Origin of the sequence: Escherichia sp. E4702 (genome assembly GCF_963883545.1) — a bacterium.
In the GTDB taxonomy this organism is placed as follows: Bacteria; Pseudomonadota; Gammaproteobacteria; order Enterobacterales; family Enterobacteriaceae; genus Escherichia.
The window spans coordinates 49537-66488 of record NZ_CAWORF010000020.1; the positions used below are offsets into that span (position 1 = coordinate 49537).

Annotated in this window: 14 protein-coding genes; 4 read left to right on the plus strand and 10 right to left on the minus strand. The window is 50.9% G+C overall.

Going from position 1 to position 16952, the window contains the following annotated elements:
• Positions 1 to 2: 2 nt before the first annotated feature.
• Positions 3 to 1412, minus strand: coding sequence for a cytosine permease (locus tag AACU94_RS13040; protein WP_130209878.1), 1410 nt, complete (start codon positions 1410 to 1412; stop codon positions 3 to 5).
• A 163-nt stretch (positions 1413 to 1575) separates the two neighbouring features.
• On the minus strand, positions 1576 to 3273 hold the full coding sequence (gene hutU / locus AACU94_RS13045; protein WP_130259808.1) for a urocanate hydratase: 1698 nt from the start codon (positions 3271 to 3273) through the stop codon (positions 1576 to 1578).
• A 562-nt stretch (positions 3274 to 3835) separates the two neighbouring features.
• On the opposite strand from hutU, the gene AACU94_RS13050 reads away from it, so the two are divergent.
• Positions 3836 to 3964: a hypothetical protein gene (locus tag AACU94_RS13050; protein ID WP_276606037.1), complete on the plus strand. Its 129-nt coding sequence runs from the start codon at positions 3836 to 3838 to the stop codon at positions 3962 to 3964.
• A 104-nt stretch (positions 3965 to 4068) separates the two neighbouring features.
• On the opposite strand, the gene sucD is transcribed toward AACU94_RS13050, so the two are convergent.
• The 8 genes from sucD to sdhC all read right to left on the minus strand — a co-directional run bounded on the left by sucD (position 4069) and on the right by sdhC (position 13967).
• On the minus strand, positions 4069 to 4938 hold the full coding sequence (gene sucD / locus AACU94_RS13055; RefSeq protein ID WP_135489562.1) for a succinate--CoA ligase subunit alpha: 870 nt from the start codon (positions 4936 to 4938) through the stop codon (positions 4069 to 4071).
• A complete protein-coding gene (gene sucC / locus AACU94_RS13060; protein ID WP_001048602.1) occupies positions 4938 to 6104 on the minus strand; it encodes an ADP-forming succinate--CoA ligase subunit beta in 1167 nt (388 codons plus the stop codon). Before sucC ends, sucD begins: the two co-directional genes overlap by 1 nt.
• Positions 6105 to 6378: 274 nt before the next feature.
• Positions 6379 to 7596, minus strand: a complete 1218-nt coding sequence (odhB, locus tag AACU94_RS13065; protein ID WP_130214980.1) for a 2-oxoglutarate dehydrogenase complex dihydrolipoyllysine-residue succinyltransferase — start codon at positions 7594 to 7596, stop codon at positions 6379 to 6381.
• A 14-nt stretch (positions 7597 to 7610) separates the two neighbouring features.
• Complete coding sequence (gene sucA, locus AACU94_RS13070) at positions 7611 to 10412, minus strand: 2-oxoglutarate dehydrogenase E1 component (RefSeq protein ID WP_001181473.1); 2802 nt, start codon at positions 10410 to 10412, stop codon at positions 7611 to 7613.
• Positions 10413 to 10723: 311 nt separating this feature from the next.
• Positions 10724 to 11440, minus strand: a complete 717-nt coding sequence (gene sdhB / locus AACU94_RS13075; RefSeq protein ID WP_064528883.1) for a succinate dehydrogenase iron-sulfur subunit SdhB — start codon at positions 11438 to 11440, stop codon at positions 10724 to 10726.
• Between the two features lie 15 nt (positions 11441 to 11455).
• Positions 11456 to 13222 carry a succinate dehydrogenase flavoprotein subunit gene (sdhA, locus tag AACU94_RS13080; protein WP_130222244.1) on the minus strand — a complete coding sequence of 589 codons (1767 nt, stop codon included), beginning with the start codon at positions 13220 to 13222 and terminating at the stop codon, positions 11456 to 11458.
• The gene (gene sdhD / locus AACU94_RS13085) at positions 13222 to 13569 is read right to left on the minus strand and encodes a succinate dehydrogenase membrane anchor subunit (RefSeq protein ID WP_130222245.1); all 348 of its coding nucleotides are present in this window, start codon (positions 13567 to 13569) and stop codon (positions 13222 to 13224) included. Before sdhD ends, sdhA begins: the two co-directional genes overlap by 1 nt.
• Positions 13563 to 13967, minus strand: a complete 405-nt coding sequence (gene sdhC, locus AACU94_RS13090) for a succinate dehydrogenase cytochrome b556 subunit (protein WP_165382759.1) — start codon at positions 13965 to 13967, stop codon at positions 13563 to 13565. The genes sdhD and sdhC overlap by 7 nt, the downstream gene beginning before the upstream one ends.
• Positions 13968 to 14347: 380 nt before the next feature.
• Between sdhC and AACU94_RS13095 the strand changes: the two genes are divergently transcribed.
• The 3 genes from AACU94_RS13095 (at position 14348) to AACU94_RS13105 (ending at position 16899) form a co-directional block, all read left to right on the plus strand.
• Complete coding sequence (locus AACU94_RS13095; protein ID WP_130209864.1) at positions 14348 to 14455, plus strand: hypothetical protein; 108 nt, start codon at positions 14348 to 14350, stop codon at positions 14453 to 14455.
• Between the two features lie 204 nt (positions 14456 to 14659).
• On the plus strand, positions 14660 to 15943 hold the full coding sequence (gene gltA / locus AACU94_RS13100) for a citrate synthase (protein WP_130214984.1): 1284 nt from the start codon (positions 14660 to 14662) through the stop codon (positions 15941 to 15943).
• Between the two features lie 389 nt (positions 15944 to 16332).
• Positions 16333 to 16899: a fimbrial protein gene (locus AACU94_RS13105; protein WP_130214986.1), complete on the plus strand. Its 567-nt coding sequence runs from the start codon at positions 16333 to 16335 to the stop codon at positions 16897 to 16899.
• Positions 16900 to 16952: the final 53 nt, after the last annotated feature.

The window sequence follows — 16952 nt, forward strand, 5'->3', positions numbered from 1 at the left end:
TATTACGACTCGGGATAAATAGTCTGGGCAGGAACGCTGGTAGTACGTTTTGCCCACGGGTAATAAATAACGGCAGTAATTAACAAGCCGATAATCCAGGAAATATCCGCCCCGCCCATCAGTACAGAAATGGGTCCCTGATACAGTTTTTGATTCAGGAAGGGGATCTGCACCAGCACACCAATTCCATAGCAAACCAACGCGGTTTTGTTATACGCGCCATAGCGCCCCTCCGGGGTATAAAGTGCCGGAATGTCGGTTTTACCTTGTGAGATGAAGTAGTAGTCGATGAGATTGATGGCGCTCCACGGCACAAATACCGTCAACAGCAGCAGAACGAAGTTTTTGAAATTATTCAAAAAGTCTGCGCTTGCCGCCAGCGCGACGACCATTGACAACAGCACGAAACCTACAACGTAGGCAGCACGAACACGCTGTGAAACCTGGCTGCGATTGTTAAAGGCGCTGACGGTCGCCAGAATCGACATAAAGCCGCCGTAGGCATTCAAACAGTTAACCGTCAGTTTGCCGCAAACAATCACCGTATAAATCAGAATGGCAAACGTTGGTCCGGCTAAATCGCCCATAAAACCAACCTGATCTTTCAGGAAGTTAGCACCGCAAGCAGCAACAAGAACGCCAAAAGTCATGGCACATTGCGCGCCAAGCGTAGTTCCCAGAAAGGTGGCAAAGAAGATTGATTTTGCTGGTGTATCAGAGGGTAAATAGCGGGAATAATCAGAGGCGTATGGTGCAAACGTTAATTGCCATCCGGCTGAGAGTGCAATCGTTAATAAGAACACCGATAAGCTAAATGGCTTTTGACCAAATGCCGCAGCCACATCGTAGTGACCACTAAGTTGAGTGGCCAGGTAAATAAACCCCAGAATACTTAATATCCCTGCAACACGGCCAACGACGTGAATAAGTTTATAACCGACCAATGCGATCATCGCGGTAAGCATGCCGAAAATAATAATTCCGGTCGATGCTGACTCAAAACCAAATATCCGGTTAATCGCCTGACCGGATAATACCGTACCCGTCGCGGCAAATCCGAGATACATAATAATCACCATCAGTAACGGTAGCGCCGCTCCTTTGACGCCAAAGCGGATACGACTGGAGATCATCTGTGGTAATCCCAGCTTTGCCCCCTGTGACGAGTGCAATGCCATAACCGCGCCGCCGATAATATTACCGATTAATAAACCAATAATTGCTGACATGGCTTCAGAGCCAAAAATAATCGCTAACGCGCCGTCCACCACGGCGGTAATTTGTAAGTTAGCACTTAGCCATAAAGTAAACTGGCTGGAGGGCGCGCCGTGGCGAGCGGACTCAGGAACGGCGTTAATCGTATTTGATTCTAATACTGGTTTTTTACTGCGGATAGGGCTGCTTGATTCCATGAAAAAGTCTCCTGCAAAATGAGAGGTCATTTTTTGAAACAGCAATAGAGGGTCGAGAGATATTTCTCTCGACGATGTAATGAATATTTTTGATAATTATTGTTATACAGGCGGATAACTTCCCGCCTGTATTAGCGCAAATATTAAATAACAGCGTTAATATTTAGCGAATCATCGGCAATTTCAGACCATAATTTTTGGCACATTCAATTGCCGCCTCATAACCCGCATCCGCATGACGCATAACCCCGGAAGCGCAGTCATTCACCAGCACACGCGCCAGACGTTTTTCGGCTTCTTCGCTACCGTCGGCAACAATAACCATCCCGGCGTGTTGTGAATACCCCATCCCGACGCCGCCGCCATGATGCAGAGACACCCACGTTGCGCCACCTGCGGTATTGAGCAGACCATTGAGCAATGGCCAGTCAGAAACCGCGTCACTGCCATCGAGCATGCTTTCAGTTTCGCGGTTCGGGCTGGCGACAGAACCGGTATCAAGATGATCGCGACCAATCACAATCGGTGCTTTTAGTTCACCGTTGCGCACCATTTCGTTGAATGCCAGCCCCGCCAGGTGACGCTCACCAAGCCCCAGCCAGCAAATACGTGAAGGAAGCCCCTGGAAGGCGATACGCTCACGCGCCATATCCAGCCAGCGATGGGTCAGTACGTTATTGGGGAATAGTTCTTTAATTTTGGCATCGGTTTTATAGATATCTTCCGGGTCACCAGACAGCGCCACCCAACGGAACGGGCCTTTGCCTTCACAAAACATGGGACGAATGTAAGCAGGAACGAAACCCGGGAAATCGAAGGCATTTTGCAGACCTTCGTTGAAAGCCACCTGGCGGATGTTGTTACCATAATCGACAACCGGGATCCCCATCGCCTGGAAGTCCAGCATCCCCTGAACATGCGCCACGCAACTCTGTGCCGCTTCTTTTTGCAGTCTGGCGTGCTGTTGTGGATCCTGCTGTGCAGCACGCCATTGTTCTACGCTCCAGCCCGTTGGCAGGTAACCATAGACCAGATCGTGAGCGGAGGTCTGGTCGGTCACCAGATCCGGCTTGATCGCCCCCTGACGTGCACGTTTCACCAGCTCAGGAACAATTTCCGCCGCATTGCCCAGCAGCGCGATAGAAACGGCTTCTTTGCGTTCGGTGTGGTATTTAATCAGCGCCAGTGCATCATCAAGATCTTTCGCTTGTTTATCGACATAACGGGTACGCAGACGGAAGTCGATGCTACTTTGCTGGCACTCGATATTTAATGAACAAGCTCCCGCCAGAGTCGCCGCCAGCGGTTGTGCACCGCCCATACCACCGAGCCCCGCGGTCAGGATCCATTTTCCACTTAGCGAATTGTTGTAGTGCTGGCGACCTGCTTCGACAAAAGTTTCGAACGTTCCCTGCACAATGCCCTGACTACCGATGTAGATCCACGAGCCCGCGGTCATCTGGCCGTACATGAACAGACCTTTGCGATCCAGTTCATTGAAGTGATCCCAGTTGGCCCATTGCGGTACCAGGTTAGAGTTGGCAATCAGCACGCGGGGCGCGTCAGTATGAGTTTTAAACACGCCCACGGGTTTACCGGACTGTACCAACAGCGACTCATCAGGCTCGAGATTTTTGAGCGATTCGAGGATCTGGTCGAAACATTCCCAGTTACGCGCCGCGCGGCCAATGCCACCGTATACCACCAGATGCTGTGGATTTTCGGCTACGTCGGGATCAAGGTTGTTCTGCAACATCCGATAGGCAGCTTCGATCTGCCAGTTTTTGCAATGCAGTTGAGTTCCTTGTGGCGCATGGATGACGCGACTGGTATCAATACGAGGGTCTGAAGGCTTACTCATGAATCTTCTCCTGTTACTGGATAAAATTAAATGCTGTCATCGCCCAGAAAAAATGAGCGAAGGAATACAGAAACGGTTTATATAATCCCCGTTTATAATTTCGCATTATCAATTCACTTGGTGAATTTCATTTGTTATGGAATATTCACCCTGAATGTAAATTCAAAAAAACTGCCAACGCTTTGTATGCGATTTCAATATGCTTAATTTAACTTTTGGAAAAAGTGATATTGTTGGCAAAATATTTTCTCATTTGAACATATGAATATGATGAGATTGCAAGATGTCTGTAATTTAATTATCCGCAGGAACGTATTCACGATAGCTAATCATTAGCGTAATAGCCGATAAGGCTGCCGCAAACCGAGAGCATGATACATTGATAGATAATGACATTGAAAAAACGGTTCTTAATAAGACAGCATAAGGATATGTCTTATTATCATAAATATACCTTCAGTTTCTATTATCCTTAAAATAATAAAAACAGAGCGTAGCAGATAATTCAAAGCAGAAAAAACAGGCATGCATATAAAATTTTAAAATATGGAATCTGGAGAATATGAATTTTCATTTTCTACAAAATGGCAACGTGAGGAAGTGCCAGTCGCTTATAAGCGATATTGGTACGGTTATCGATGCCCAGCCGAAAGCTGCCTGCGGTCAGATTTCGACCGTGGTTAACGTTTAAGGCATAAAAAAGGCCATCATAAGATGGCCAACCATGTCGAAACCGACAGCCCTTCGCCATTCCTGTAGAGGGAAGCGGCGAGGGCTATTTCTTATTACAGATATTTATTTCAGAACAGTTTTCAGTGCTTCACCGATATCCGCCAGACTGCGAACGGTTTTCACGCCTGCGGCTTCCAGAGCAGCGAATTTCTCATCCGCAGTCCCTTTCCCACCGGCAATGATGGCACCCGCGTGGCCCATACGTTTGCCTTTCGGCGCAGTCACACCAGCGATGTAACCCACAACTGGCTTGGTAACGTGCTCTTTGATGTACGCAGCCGCTTCTTCTTCAGCGCTACCGCCGATCTCACCGATCATCACAATCGCTTCGGTCTGCGGATCTTTTTCGAACATTTCGAGGATGTCGATAAAGTTAGAACCAGGGATCGGGTCGCCGCCGATACCGACACAGGTCGACTGGCCGAAACCGTAACCCGTGGTCTGTTTAACCGCTTCATAGGTCAATGTACCGGAACGGGAAACGATACCCACTTTACCCGGTTTGTGAATGTGACCCGGCTGGATACCGATTTTGCATTCACCCGGAGTGATTACGCCCGGACAGTTCGGGCCGATCATACGAACGCCTGCTTCGTCCAGTTTCACTTTCACAGTCAGCATATCCAGCGTCGGGATGCCTTCAGTGATGGTGATAATCAGTTTGATGCCTGCATCGATAGCTTCCAGAATGGAGTCTTTGCAGAACGGTGCTGGTACGTAGATAACAGAAGCGGTAGCGCCAGTAGCAGCAACAGCTTCACGCACAGTGTTGAACACCGGCAGGCCGAGATGGGTAGTACCGCCTTTACCTGGAGTTACGCCGCCAACCATTTTAGTGCCATATGCAATGGCCTGTTCAGAGTGGAAAGTCCCCTGGCTACCGGTAAAGCCCTGGCAGATAACCTTGGTGTTTTTATCAATTAAAATGGACATTATTTCCCCTCCACTGCGGCAACAACCTGCTGAGCTGCATCCGTCAGACCTTTTGCTGCAATAATATTCAGGCCGCTGTCAGCCAGTTTCTTCGCGCCGAGTTCGGCGTTGTTACCTTCCAGACGTACCACGACCGGTACGTTAACACCCACTTCCGCTACCGCGCCGATGATACCGTCAGCGATCAGGTCGCAACGAACGATACCGCCGAAGATGTTAACCAGAACGGCTTTCACTTTGTCGTCAGAGAGGATGATTTTGAACGCTTCGGTTACGCGCTCTTTGGTTGCGCCGCCGCCCACATCAAGGAAGTTAGCCGGTTCGCCGCCGTGCAGTTTAACGATGTCCATCGTACCCATCGCCAGACCTGCGCCGTTAACCATACAACCGATGTTACCGTCCAGCGCAACGTAGTTCAGTTCCCACTGTGCAGCCTGTGCTTCACGCGGATCTTCCTGCGACTGGTCGCGCATTTCGCGCAGATCAGGCTGGCGGAACAGTGCGTTGCCGTCAGCGCCCAGTTTGCCATCGAGGCAAATCAGATCGCCCTGTTTGGTGATGACCAGCGGGTTGATTTCGATCAGCGCCAGGTCGCGTTCCAGGAAAATAGTCGCCAGACCCATGAAGATTTTGGTGAACTGCTGAACCAGTTTACCTTCCAGACCCAGTTTGAACGCCAGCTCGCGTCCCTGATACGGCATCGGGCCAGTCAGCGGATCAAGCGCAACTTTGTGGATCAGGTGCGGCGTTTCTTCCGCCACTTTTTCGATTTCCACGCCGCCTTCGGTGGAGGCCATAAAGACCACGCGACGGGAACTACGGTCTACAACGGCACCGAGATACAGCTCTTTAGCGATATCGGTCGCCGCTTCAACCAGAATCTGGTTAACCGGTTGGCCATTGGCATCTGTTTGATACGTTACCAGACGCTTGCCCAGCCAGTTTTCTGCAAAAGCACGGATGTCTTCTTTGCTGTTTACAACTTTCACACCGCCCGCTTTACCGCGGCCACCAGCGTGAACCTGACATTTCACTACCCACGGACCGGCACCGATTTTTGAAGCGGCTTCTTCTGCTTCGCGCGGAGTAGTACAGGCATAACCCACCGGTGCTGGTAAGCCATAGCGGGCAAACAGTTGTTTTGCCTGATATTCATGTAAGTTCATGTGTTCTGTCCATCCTTCAGTAATCGTTATCTTTTAAACCGTAGACCGAATATTTCGTATCGCTTCCGGGCATTGTCGGTCACCCGTAGGCCTGATAAGACGCGTAAGCGTCGCATCAGGCATCGCTTGTCGGATGCGGCGCGAGCGCCTTATCCGACCTACCCAGGTGGTCCCGTAGGCCTGATAAGACGCGTTAAGCGTCGCATCAGGCTTCAAATGCCGGAGAAGGCGATAATGTCTTATCCGGTCTACAGTGCAGGTGAAACTTAAACTACTACACGTCCAGCAGCAGACGCGTCGGATCTTCCAGCAACTCTTTGATCGTTACCAGGAAGCCCACGGATTCGCGACCATCGATCAGACGGTGATCGTAAGACAGCGCCAGATACATCATCGGCAGGATCTCAACCTGACCATTCACCGCCATCGGACGATCTTTGATAGCGTGCATACCCAGAATTGCGCTCTGCGGCGGGTTGATGATCGGCGTAGACATCAGGGAACCGAACACACCACCGTTGGTGATGGTGAAGTTACCACCGGTCAGATCTTCAACCGTCAGCTTGCCGTCACGGCCTTTGACTGCCAGCTCTTTGATTTTCTTCTCGATGTCTGCCATGCCGAGGGTATCGACATCACGCAGAACCGGCGTCACCAGGCCGCGCGGCGTAGAAACCGCCATGCTGACGTCGAAATAGTTGTGGTAAACCACGTCATCGCCGTCGATAGAAGCATTCACTTCCGGGTAACGTTTCAGGGCTTCAACCACCGCTTTCACGTAGAAGGACATAAAGCCCAGACGGATGCCGTGACGTTTTTCAAACGCTTCACCGTACTGCTTACGCAGATCCATAATCGGCTTCATGTTGACTTCGTTGAACGTGGTCAGCATGGCGGTGGAATTTTTCGCTTCCAGCAGACGCTCTGCCACACGCTTACGCAGGCGAGTCATCGGGACACGTTTTTCGCTACGTGCAGCCAGAACCGGTTGCGCCGCCGGAGCAGCCGCTGCCGGTGCAGACTCTTTCGCCGGGGCTTTCGCCAGATGTTTTTCCACATCTTCACGGGTCAGACGACCACCCACACCGGTGCCTTTAATGGCGCTGGCGTCGAGGTTGTGTTCAGCCAGCAGGCGACGGATCGCCGGGCTTAACGCATCGTTGTTTTGCTCTTCCAGAGACGCCTGCTGGCGTTGCGCCGGAGTGGACGCTTTCTCTTCAGATTTGGCGCTGGTTTCTTTACCCGCGCTGTTGCCTTCACGCAGGCGACCAAGGATCTGACGAGACGTTACCGTTGTACCTTCATCTTCCAGAACCGCATCCAGAATGCCGTCTGCTGATGCCGGTACTTCCAGTACCACTTTGTCAGTTTCGATTTCTACCAGCACTTCATCACGTACGACTGCGTCGCCGGGTTTTTTATGCCAGGTTGCGACGGTGGCATCGGCTACGGATTCAGGCAGGTCAGGGACCAGAATATCTACGCTACTCATTGTGTATCCTTTATTTATTCGACGTTCAGCGCGTCATTAACCAGATCTTGTTGCTGTTTCTGGTGAACGGACATATACCCTACCGCCGGAGAGGCGGAGGCCGGGCGGCCTGCATAACGCAGAGAAGCCCCAAACGGAATCACTTCACGGAAATGATGCTGGCTGCAGTACCATGCGCCCTGGTTGAGCGGCTCTTCCTGGCACCAGACAAAATCCTTGACGTGAGCAAACTGCTGCAACACTTCCTGCATCGCTTTATGCGGGAACGGGTAGAGTTGCTCGATACGCACAATGGCGACATCGTGTTGATTGTTTTTACGACGTTGTTCCAGCAGGTCGTAATAAACCTTACCAGAACACATCACTACGCGCTTCACGCCCTTCGGATCAAGCTCGTCGATTTCACCGATGGCTGGCAGGAAGGTGCCGTTCGCCAGTTCTTCGAGGCTGGAAACCGCCAGCGGATGACGCAGCAGGGATTTCGGCGACATCACGACCAGCGGACGACGCATCCCGCGCAGCGCCTGACGACGCAGCATGTGGTAAACCTGTGCCGGGGTAGACGGTACGCAAACCTGCATGTTTTGCTCAGCACAAAGTTGCAGATAACGTTCCAGACGCGCGGAGGAGTGCTCCGGCCCCTGCCCTTCGTAACCGTGCGGCAGCAACATCACCAGACCACACATCCGGCCCCATTTCTGTTCGCCAGAGGAGATGAACTGGTCGATAACCACCTGCGCACCGTTGGCGAAGTCACCGAACTGTGCTTCCCAGATAGTCAGAGTGCGTGGTTCTGCGGTGGCATAACCGTATTCAAACGCCAGCACGGCTTCTTCAGACAGTACGGAGTCCCAGACACGGAACGCGCCCTGGCCGTTATGGATATGTTGCAGCGGTGTGTAAGTGGAACCGTTAGACTGGTTGTGGATCACCGCGTGGCGGTGGAAGAAGGTACCGCGACCGGAGTCTTCACCCGACAGGCGAACCGGAATGCCTTCGTCAACCAGCGTGGCGTAAGCGAGGTTTTCCGCGCCGCCCCAATCGAACAGTTTCTCACCGGCAGCCATCGCCTGGCGATCGCCATAAATCTTGGCAACGCGAGACTGCATTTCAACCGCTTCCGGCACCGTACTGATGCGTTTAGCCAGTTCTTGCAGGCGCTTCATCTCAACTTTGTTCGGGTACTCTTCGTCCCATTCGTGGTTGAGGTACGGCGACCAGGTGAAAGAGTGCATGTTCATCGGACGCCACTCTGCCACTACGCAATCGCCAGCATCCAGCGCATCGCGGTACAGGTTAACCATCTCGGTGGCATCTTCCAGCGTCGCCACTTTTTCCTGCTCCAGCTTGTCAGCGTAGATTTTGCGCGGCGTTGGATGTTTTTTGATTTTCTGATACATCAGCGGCTGGGTTGCGCTCGGCTCGTCGGCTTCGTTATGGCCGTGACGGCGGTAGCACACCAGGTCGATGAAAACATCACGTTTAAAGGTGTTACGGAAATCGAGCGCCAGACGGGTCACAAAGGCAACGGCTTCCGGATCGTCCGCGTTAACGTGGAAAATCGGTGCCTGAACCATCTTACCGATATCAGTACAGTACGGCGTTGAACGGGCATCCAGCGGGTTAGAGGTGGTGAAGCCAACCTGGTTGTTGATAACGATACGTACTGTACCGCCAACTTCATAACCACGCGCTTTCGACATGTTCAGGGTTTCCTGAACCACGCCCTGTCCGGTCACTGCGGCGTCACCGTGGATGGTGATTGGCAGCACTTTGTTGCTGCTCGGCTCATCAAGTCTGTCCAGACGAGCGCGAACAGAACCGATAACTACCGGGCTTACAATCTCAAGGTGAGACGGGTTAAACGCCAGCGCCAGGTGCACCAGGCCGCCATCGGTCTGGAAGTCAGACGAGAAGCCCATGTGGTATTTCACGTCACCCGTGCCGAGGTGTTCTTTATGTTTACCGGCAAACTCGTCGAACAAGTCTTGCGGTTTTTTACCCAGCACGTTCACCAACACGTTCAGACGACCACGGTGCGCCATCCCGAGAACCACTTCGCGGGTGCCGCTGTTGCCAGCGTGGCGGATCATCTCTTTAAGCATCGGGATTAACGCGTCACCGCCTTCCAGCGAGAAGCGTTTTGCGCCAGGGAATTTTGCGCCGAGGTAACGTTCAAGGCCTTCAGCGGCGGTCAGTTCGCTTAAGAAGCGTTTTTTCTCTTCGCTATTGAAAGTCGCGCGACCAGACTCGATACGCTGTTGGATCCAGCGTTTTTCTTCGGTGCTGGTAATGTGCATATACTCGGCGCCAATCGGGCCGCAGTAGGTTTGCTTGAGAGCTTCCAGCAACTCGCCGAGTTTCATGGTTTCTTTGCCGCTGGCAAATGAACCGACGTTGAAGGTCTCCTGGAAGTCTGCTTCGGTCAGATCGTGGAAAGACGGATCCAGATCGGCCACTTTATCTTGCTGCCACAGTCCCAGCGGATCGAGATTCGCATGCTGGTGACCACGGAAGCGGTATGCGTTAATGAGCTGCAGGACTTTAACCTGCTTCACATTGGTGTCAGGGTCGGAGATCGTTGAAGAGTAACGTGAAGCGTCTTTCGCCAGGCGGCGGAAATATTCACGCGTTTGAGAGTGGAATTGATCCGGTTTGACTCCCGTACCAGGTAACTGCTGGAACGTCGAACGCCAGTTAGCGTCAACCGAGTCAGGATCGGTTAAGAAGTCTTCATAGAGCTGTTCTATCCAACTCTGGTTTGCGCCAGAGAGGTAAGAAGAGTCCAACCAGGCTTTCAAAGCGCTGTTCTGCATCGTGATCCCTTAAGCATCTTTTTTATGCTTACTTCGCCGTGGATACTACCACGCACATTTCATATCAGATGTGCGTGCCGGGGTTCACTTGTTGCGGACTTGTCGTGTTTTCTGCGTCCGCTAAGGAACCTTTAAAAACTGTCTTAGTGTCAGGGGCAGTTTTTAAAGATTTCCTGCATTTCTTTGTTACGCCTGATGCGCTGCGCTTATCAGGCCTACGGGTAATGACTTGTAGGCCGGATAAGGCGTTCACGCCGCATCCGGCTCTGGTTGCCTGATGCGACGCTTACGCGTCTTATCAGGCCTACGGTTTATGCATTACGCTGCAATAACATCGACTTGATATGGCCGATGGCGCGCGTCGGGTTCAGCCCTTTCGGACATACACTGACGCAGTTCATGATGCTGTGACAGCGGAATACACTGAATGCATCACTCAAACCGTCGAGGCGTTCGTCAGTCTCGGTATCACGGCTATCGATCAGGAAACGATATGCCGCTAACAAGCCTGCCGGGCCGATAAACTTATCGGGATTCCACCAGAAAGACGGACAAGAGGTTGAACAACATGCGCAGAGAATACATTCATACAGCCCGTCGAGTTTTTCGCGCTGCTCTGGCATCTGTAAATGCTCACGAGCTGGCGGATTTTGCCCATTATTCAACAGGTAAGGTTTGATTTTCTCATATTGCGCATAGAATTGTCCCATGTCTACCACCAAATCGCGGACAACCGGTAAACCAGGTAACGGGCGAATTACAATTTTCTTACCCGGCTGGTTGAGTGCCGAAATTGGGGTAATACAGGCCAGACCATTCTTACCGTTCATGTTCAGACCGTCGGAACCACATACCCCTTCACGACAGGAGCGACGGAACGACAGGCTGGGATCTTTCTCTTTCAACTGGATAAGCGCATCCAGCAGCATCATGTCGCGACCTTCATCCGCTTCCAGGGTGTAATCCTGCATACGCGGAGCATCATCAACATCCGGGTTATAGCGATAAATTGAAAACTCGAGTCTCATTTTCCTGTCTCCGCATTAGTAAGTACGAATCTTCGGCGGGAATGCCGGGCGCAGTTTCGGTTCCATGTTGACGCTTCGGCGCGTCATGGATTCCGACTCTGGCAGATACAGGGAGTGGCACAGCCAGTTTTCATCATCGCGATCCGGGAAGTCGAAGCGGCTATGCGCGCCACGGCTTTCGGTACGGAAGTTGGCAGAAACAGCCGTTGCATACGCCGTTTCCATCAGGTTATCCAATTCCAGGCACTCAACGCGCTGGGTGTTGAACTCACTTGAAGTGTCATCCAGACGGGCATTTTTCAGACGCTCGCGGATCACTTTCAACTGCTCAAGCCCTTTCGCCATCGCATCACCTTCACGGAAGACCGAGAAGTTATGCTGCATACATTCTTGCAGTGCTTTACGAATCGCCACCGGATCTTCACCGTTACGGTTGTTGTTCCAGCGGTTCAGACGATCGAGAGAAGCTTCAACATCAGACTCGCTGGCATCGCGCAGTGCGCCCTGCTCGGCAATAGACTCTTGCAGATGCAGGCCAGCCGCACGACCAAATACCACCAGGTCCAGCAGCGAGTTGCCGCCCAGACGGTTTGCGCCGTGTACGGATACGCAGGCAATTTCACCTACCGCGAACAGCCCAGGGATCACCACATCTTCGCCTTTCTCGTTCACGGTCAGCGCCTGACCGGTCACTTTGGTCGGAATACCGCCCATCATGTAGTGACAGGTTGGGATTACCGGAATCGGCTCTTTCACCGGATCAACGTGAGCGAAGGTGCGGGAGAGTTCAAGGATGCCCGGCAGACGGGATTCAAGAACTTCTTTACCCAGGTGGTCGAGTTTCAGTTTTGCGTGTGGCCCCCACGGACCATCACAACCGCGACCTTCACGGATTTCGATCATGATGGAACGCGCCACCACGTCACGGCCCGCCAGGTCTTTGGCGTTCGGCGCATAACGCTCCATAAAGCGTTCGCCATGTTTGTTCAGCAGATAACCGCCTTCACCACGGCAACCTTCTGTGACCAGTACGCCCGCACCGGCAATACCGGTCGGGTGGAACTGCCACATTTCCATATCCTGCACCGGTACGCCTGCACGGATAGCCATGCCGACACCGTCGCCAGTGTTAATATGGGCGTTGGTGGTGGACTGATAAATACGCCCAGCCCCGCCAGTCGCCAGCACAGTCGCGCGGGCTTTGAAATAAACCACTTCACCGGTTTCGATGCACAGTGCGGTACAACCGACCACCGCGCCATCGGCGTTTTTCACCAGATCCAGCGCGTACCATTCGGAGAAAATAGTGGTGTGGTTTTTCAGGTTCTGCTGATAAAGCGTGTGCAGCAGTGCGTGACCAGTACGGTCGGCAGCCGCCGCAGTACGTGCCGCCTGCTCGCCGCCGAAGTTTTTCGACTGACCGCCAAACGGACGTTGATAGATACGACCATCATCAAGACGCGAGAACGGCAGGCCCATGTGTTCGAGTTCCAGAATCGCTTCTGGCCCGGTTTTACACATATATTCAATCGCGTCCTGGTCACCGATATAGTCCGACCCTTTAACGGTGTCGTACATATGCCATTCCCAGTTATCTTCATGGGTATTACCCAGCGCAACGGTAATGCCGCCCTGTGCAGAAACGGTATGGGAACGGGTCGGGAAAACTTTAGAGAGCAGCGCACAAGTCTGGCCGCTCTGGGAAATCTGTAGCGCCGCGCGCATACCTGCGCCTCCGGCACCAATCACAACTGCATCAAATTCTCTGACTGGCAATTTCATCACACACCCCACACCACAACGAATCCATAAATCACGTAAACCACCAGTGCAACGACAATCACCAGTTGCAGAATCAGGCGCACGGCCAATGGTTTAACGTAGTCGGTCAACACCTGCCACATGCCGATCCAGGCATGGATCAAAATGGAAAACAGTGCCAGCAGAGTGAAGACTTTAGTGAATGCAGAGGCAAAGAAACCACTCCAGACGTCATATGTCAGTTCGCCACTGATAGCAAAAAAACCGACCATATAAATGATGTAAAGCGTCAGGACGAGAGCAGTAGCGCGAACGAGGATGAAATCATGTACGCCATTGCGTCCTAATGCGGAGGCGTTGCTTACCATACGAGGACTCCTGCAAGAATTGAAAGCACGACAGTAATGACAAAAGAGACTTTGGCAGAGCGTTTACCCGCTTCGAATGTTTCTTCCAGATAGCCAAAATCCATCATCATGTGGCGAATACCTACGACGACGTGATAAGCCAGAGCGGTAAGGATGCCCCACATGATAAATTTCACGAAGAAGCTGCCCATAATGGCGGAAGCTTGCTCGAAACCTTCAGGGGAAGAGAGGCTGGTACCCAGAAGCCACAGCAGGATGCCCACTGCAACAAACGTAATCACACCGGAAACGCGATGAAGAATGGACGCTATCGCCGTGATGGGGAACCGGATGGTCTGTAGGTCCAGATTAACAGGTCTTTGTTTTTTCACATTTCTTATCATGAATAACGCCCACATGCTGTTCTTATTATTCCCTGGGGACTACGGGTACAGAGGATAACTTTCTGTTACCTGGAGACGTCGGGATTTCCTTCCTCCGGTCTGCTTGCGGGTCAGACAGCGTCCTTTCTATAACTGCGCGTCATGCAAAACACTGCTTCCAGATGCGAAAACGACACGTTACAACGCTGGGTGGCTCGGGATTGCAGGGTGTTCCGGAGACCTGGCGGCAGTATAGGCTGTTCACAAAATCATTACAATTAACCTACATATACTTTGTCTGGTTTTATCCGGAACAGTGATCTGGGTCACGATAACAACATTTATTTAATTTTTAACCATCGTATTTGACAATCATTCAACAAAGTTGTTACAAACATTACCAGGAAAAGCATATAATGCGTAAAAGTTATGGGGTCACTATTTCACCGAAGATTAACTTATGTAACAGTGTGGAAGTATTGACCAATCCATTCGAGACAGTTATTAGTGATAGACAGGTTTAATAATTCGGATTGCTAAGTGCTTGATTCGCCGTTTATTCGTCATCAATGAATTCTTTACCTGCAAGCGCCCAGAGCTCTGTACCCAGGTTTCCTCTCTCCCACAGAGCGGCGAGCCAAATAACAAACGGGTAAAGCCAGGTTGATGTGCGAAGGCAAATTTAAGTTCCGGCAGTCTTATGCAATAAGGCGCTAAGGAGACCTTAAATGGCTGATACAAAAGCAAAACTCACCCTCAATGGGAACACAGCTGTTGAACTGGATGTGCTGAAAGGCACGCTAGGTCAAGATGTTATCGATATCCGTACGCTTGGTTCAAAAGGCGTATTCACCTTTGACCCTGGTTTCACTTCAACAGCATCCTGCGAATCTAAAATTACTTTTATTGATGGTGATGAAGGTATTTTGCTGCATCGTGGCTTCCCGATCGATCAGCTGGCAACCGATTCTAATTACCTGGAAGTTTGCTACATCCTGTTGAATGGTGAAAAACCAACCCAGGAACAGTATGACGAGTTCAAAACGACGGTGACCCGTCATACCATGATCCACGAGCAGATTACCCGTCTGTTCCACGCTTTCCGTCGCGACTCGCATCCGATGGCGGTCATGTGCGGTATTACCGGTGCGCTGGCGGCGTTTTATCATGACTCTCTGGACGTCAATAACCCGCGCCATCGTGAAATCGCCGCGTTCCGCCTGTTGTCGAAAATGCCGACAATGGCAGCAATGTGCTACAAATACTCCATCGGGCAGCCATTTGTTTACCCGCGTAATGACCTCTCCTACGCCGGTAACTTCCTGCACATGATGTTCTCCACACCGTGCGAACCGTATGAAGTCAATCCGATTCTGGAACGCGCGATGGACCGCATTCTGATCCTGCACGCTGACCACGAACAGAACGCCTCTACTTCTACCGTACGTACCGCAGGTTCTTCGGGCGCGAACCCGTTTGCTTGTATCGCGGCAGGTATTGCCTCTCTGTGGGGACCAGCACACGGCGGCGCCAACGAAGCTGCACTGAAAATGCTGGAAGAAATCAGCTCGGTTAAACACATTCCGGAATTTGTTCGTCGTGCGAAAGATAAGAATGACTCTTTCCGTCTGATGGGCTTCGGTCACCGTGTGTACAAAAACTACGACCCGCGCGCCACCGTAATGCGTGAAACCTGCCATGAAGTGCTGAAAGAGCTGGGCACCAAAGATGACCTGCTGGAAGTGGCCATGGAGCTGGAAAACATCGCTCTGAACGACCCGTACTTTATCGAGAAGAAACTGTACCCGAACGTCGATTTCTACTCGGGTATCATCCTGAAAGCGATGGGTATTCCGTCTTCCATGTTCACGGTCATCTTTGCGATGGCACGTACCGTTGGCTGGATTGCTCACTGGAGCGAAATGCACAGCGAAGGAATGAAAATTGCCCGTCCGCGTCAGCTTTACACTGGTTACGAAAAACGCGACTTTAAAAGCGACATCAAGCGTTAACCATTGATTGCCTGACAGTAAATCCTTCTAACCCGTCTTTTCTATGGCGGGTTATTTTTATTTGCCTAAACACAAAAAATTGTAAAGATAAAATCCATTATCGGACCAACATAGATATTGTAAAAAAAATAACACTACTCATTTTATGAGCAATTTAATGATTTTTTATTACCCCTTCCAGACAGCAACATTTTTAACTTCATGAAAATGAGGGAAATCTCTAATAAACCCGCATCCTTTTCATTAAACAATTAATTCACCACATCAATTAATTAGCCTTGTATTTAATACAGTTAACAATGTTTTTAAATAAAACTAAAAACATTTGATATTCAAGTAAGTTATTCTGGTATCGCTATACTTTTTCTATTTCCTCTAAGGACTCCGTTATGTTTAAAGGACAAAAAACACTGGCGGCGCTGGCCGTATCTCTGTTAATTTCAGCCCCTGTTTATGCTGCAAACGAAGGCTCTGGTGAAATTCACTTTAAAGGTGAAGTTATTGAAGCACCTTGTGAAATTAAGCAAGAAGACATTGATAAACAAGTAAATCTTGGTGAGGTGACCAAGAACCGCATCAACCAGGATCATCACAGTGCATTAACGCCTGTCGATATTCATTTAGTTAACTGTGACCTGCCAAGTTCCGATAACGGTTCAGGTACCGCAGTATCAAAAGTCTCGGTAACCTTTGACAGTTCAGCGAAAACAATGGGAGCCTCCCCGATGCTCAGTAACACCAGTGCTGGTGAGGCCACAGGTGTTGGCGTGCGCTTAATGAACAAAGACCAGTCCAACATCACTCTGGGTTCAGAAAGTCCAGATATTGGGCTGGAACCAACAGCCACAGAACAAACTCTGAACTTCTTCGCCTGGATGGAGCAGATTGATAACGGTATTCCCGTGACGGCGGGTGAAGTCACTGCCAACGCGACCTATGTGCTGGATTATAAATAATCACCGCGTCGTCATTGATTAATCTGTACATATGACAGCGTGTGTAGTTATAC

Bases quoted from the DNA above. Each gene is read 5' to 3' on its own strand.
- AACU94_RS13095 (WP_130209864.1), top strand. From the start codon at position 14,348: ATGCGTAAAAGTTATGGGGTCACTATTTCACCGAAGATTAACTTATGT.
- sucA (WP_001181473.1), bottom strand. From the start codon at position 10,412: ATGCAGAACAGCGCTTTGAAAGCCTGGTTGGACTCTTCTTACCTCTCT.
- AACU94_RS13050 (WP_276606037.1), top strand. From the start codon at position 3,836: ATGAATTTTCATTTTCTACAAAATGGCAACGTGAGGAAGTGCCAGTCG.
- gltA (WP_130214984.1), top strand. From the start codon at position 14,660: ATGGCTGATACAAAAGCAAAACTCACCCTCAATGGGAACACAGCTGTT.
- sdhD (WP_130222245.1), bottom strand. From the start codon at position 13,569: ATGGTAAGCAACGCCTCCGCATTAGGACGCAATGGCGTACATGATTTC.
- sdhB (WP_064528883.1), bottom strand. From the start codon at position 11,440: ATGAGACTCGAGTTTTCAATTTATCGCTATAACCCGGATGTTGATGAT.
- sdhA (WP_130222244.1), bottom strand. From the start codon at position 13,222: ATGAAATTGCCAGTCAGAGAATTTGATGCAGTTGTGATTGGTGCCGGA.
- AACU94_RS13040 (WP_130209878.1), bottom strand. From the start codon at position 1,412: ATGGAATCAAGCAGCCCTATCCGCAGTAAAAAACCAGTATTAGAATCA.
- sdhC (WP_165382759.1), bottom strand. From the start codon at position 13,967: ATGTGGGCGTTATTCATGATAAGAAATGTGAAAAAACAAAGACCTGTT.
- sucD (WP_135489562.1), bottom strand. From the start codon at position 4,938: ATGTCCATTTTAATTGATAAAAACACCAAGGTTATCTGCCAGGGCTTT.
- hutU (WP_130259808.1), bottom strand. From the start codon at position 3,273: ATGAGTAAGCCTTCAGACCCTCGTATTGATACCAGTCGCGTCATCCAT.
- sucC (WP_001048602.1), bottom strand. From the start codon at position 6,104: ATGAACTTACATGAATATCAGGCAAAACAACTGTTTGCCCGCTATGGC.
- AACU94_RS13105 (WP_130214986.1), top strand. From the start codon at position 16,333: ATGTTTAAAGGACAAAAAACACTGGCGGCGCTGGCCGTATCTCTGTTA.
- odhB (WP_130214980.1), bottom strand. From the start codon at position 7,596: ATGAGTAGCGTAGATATTCTGGTCCCTGACCTGCCTGAATCCGTAGCC.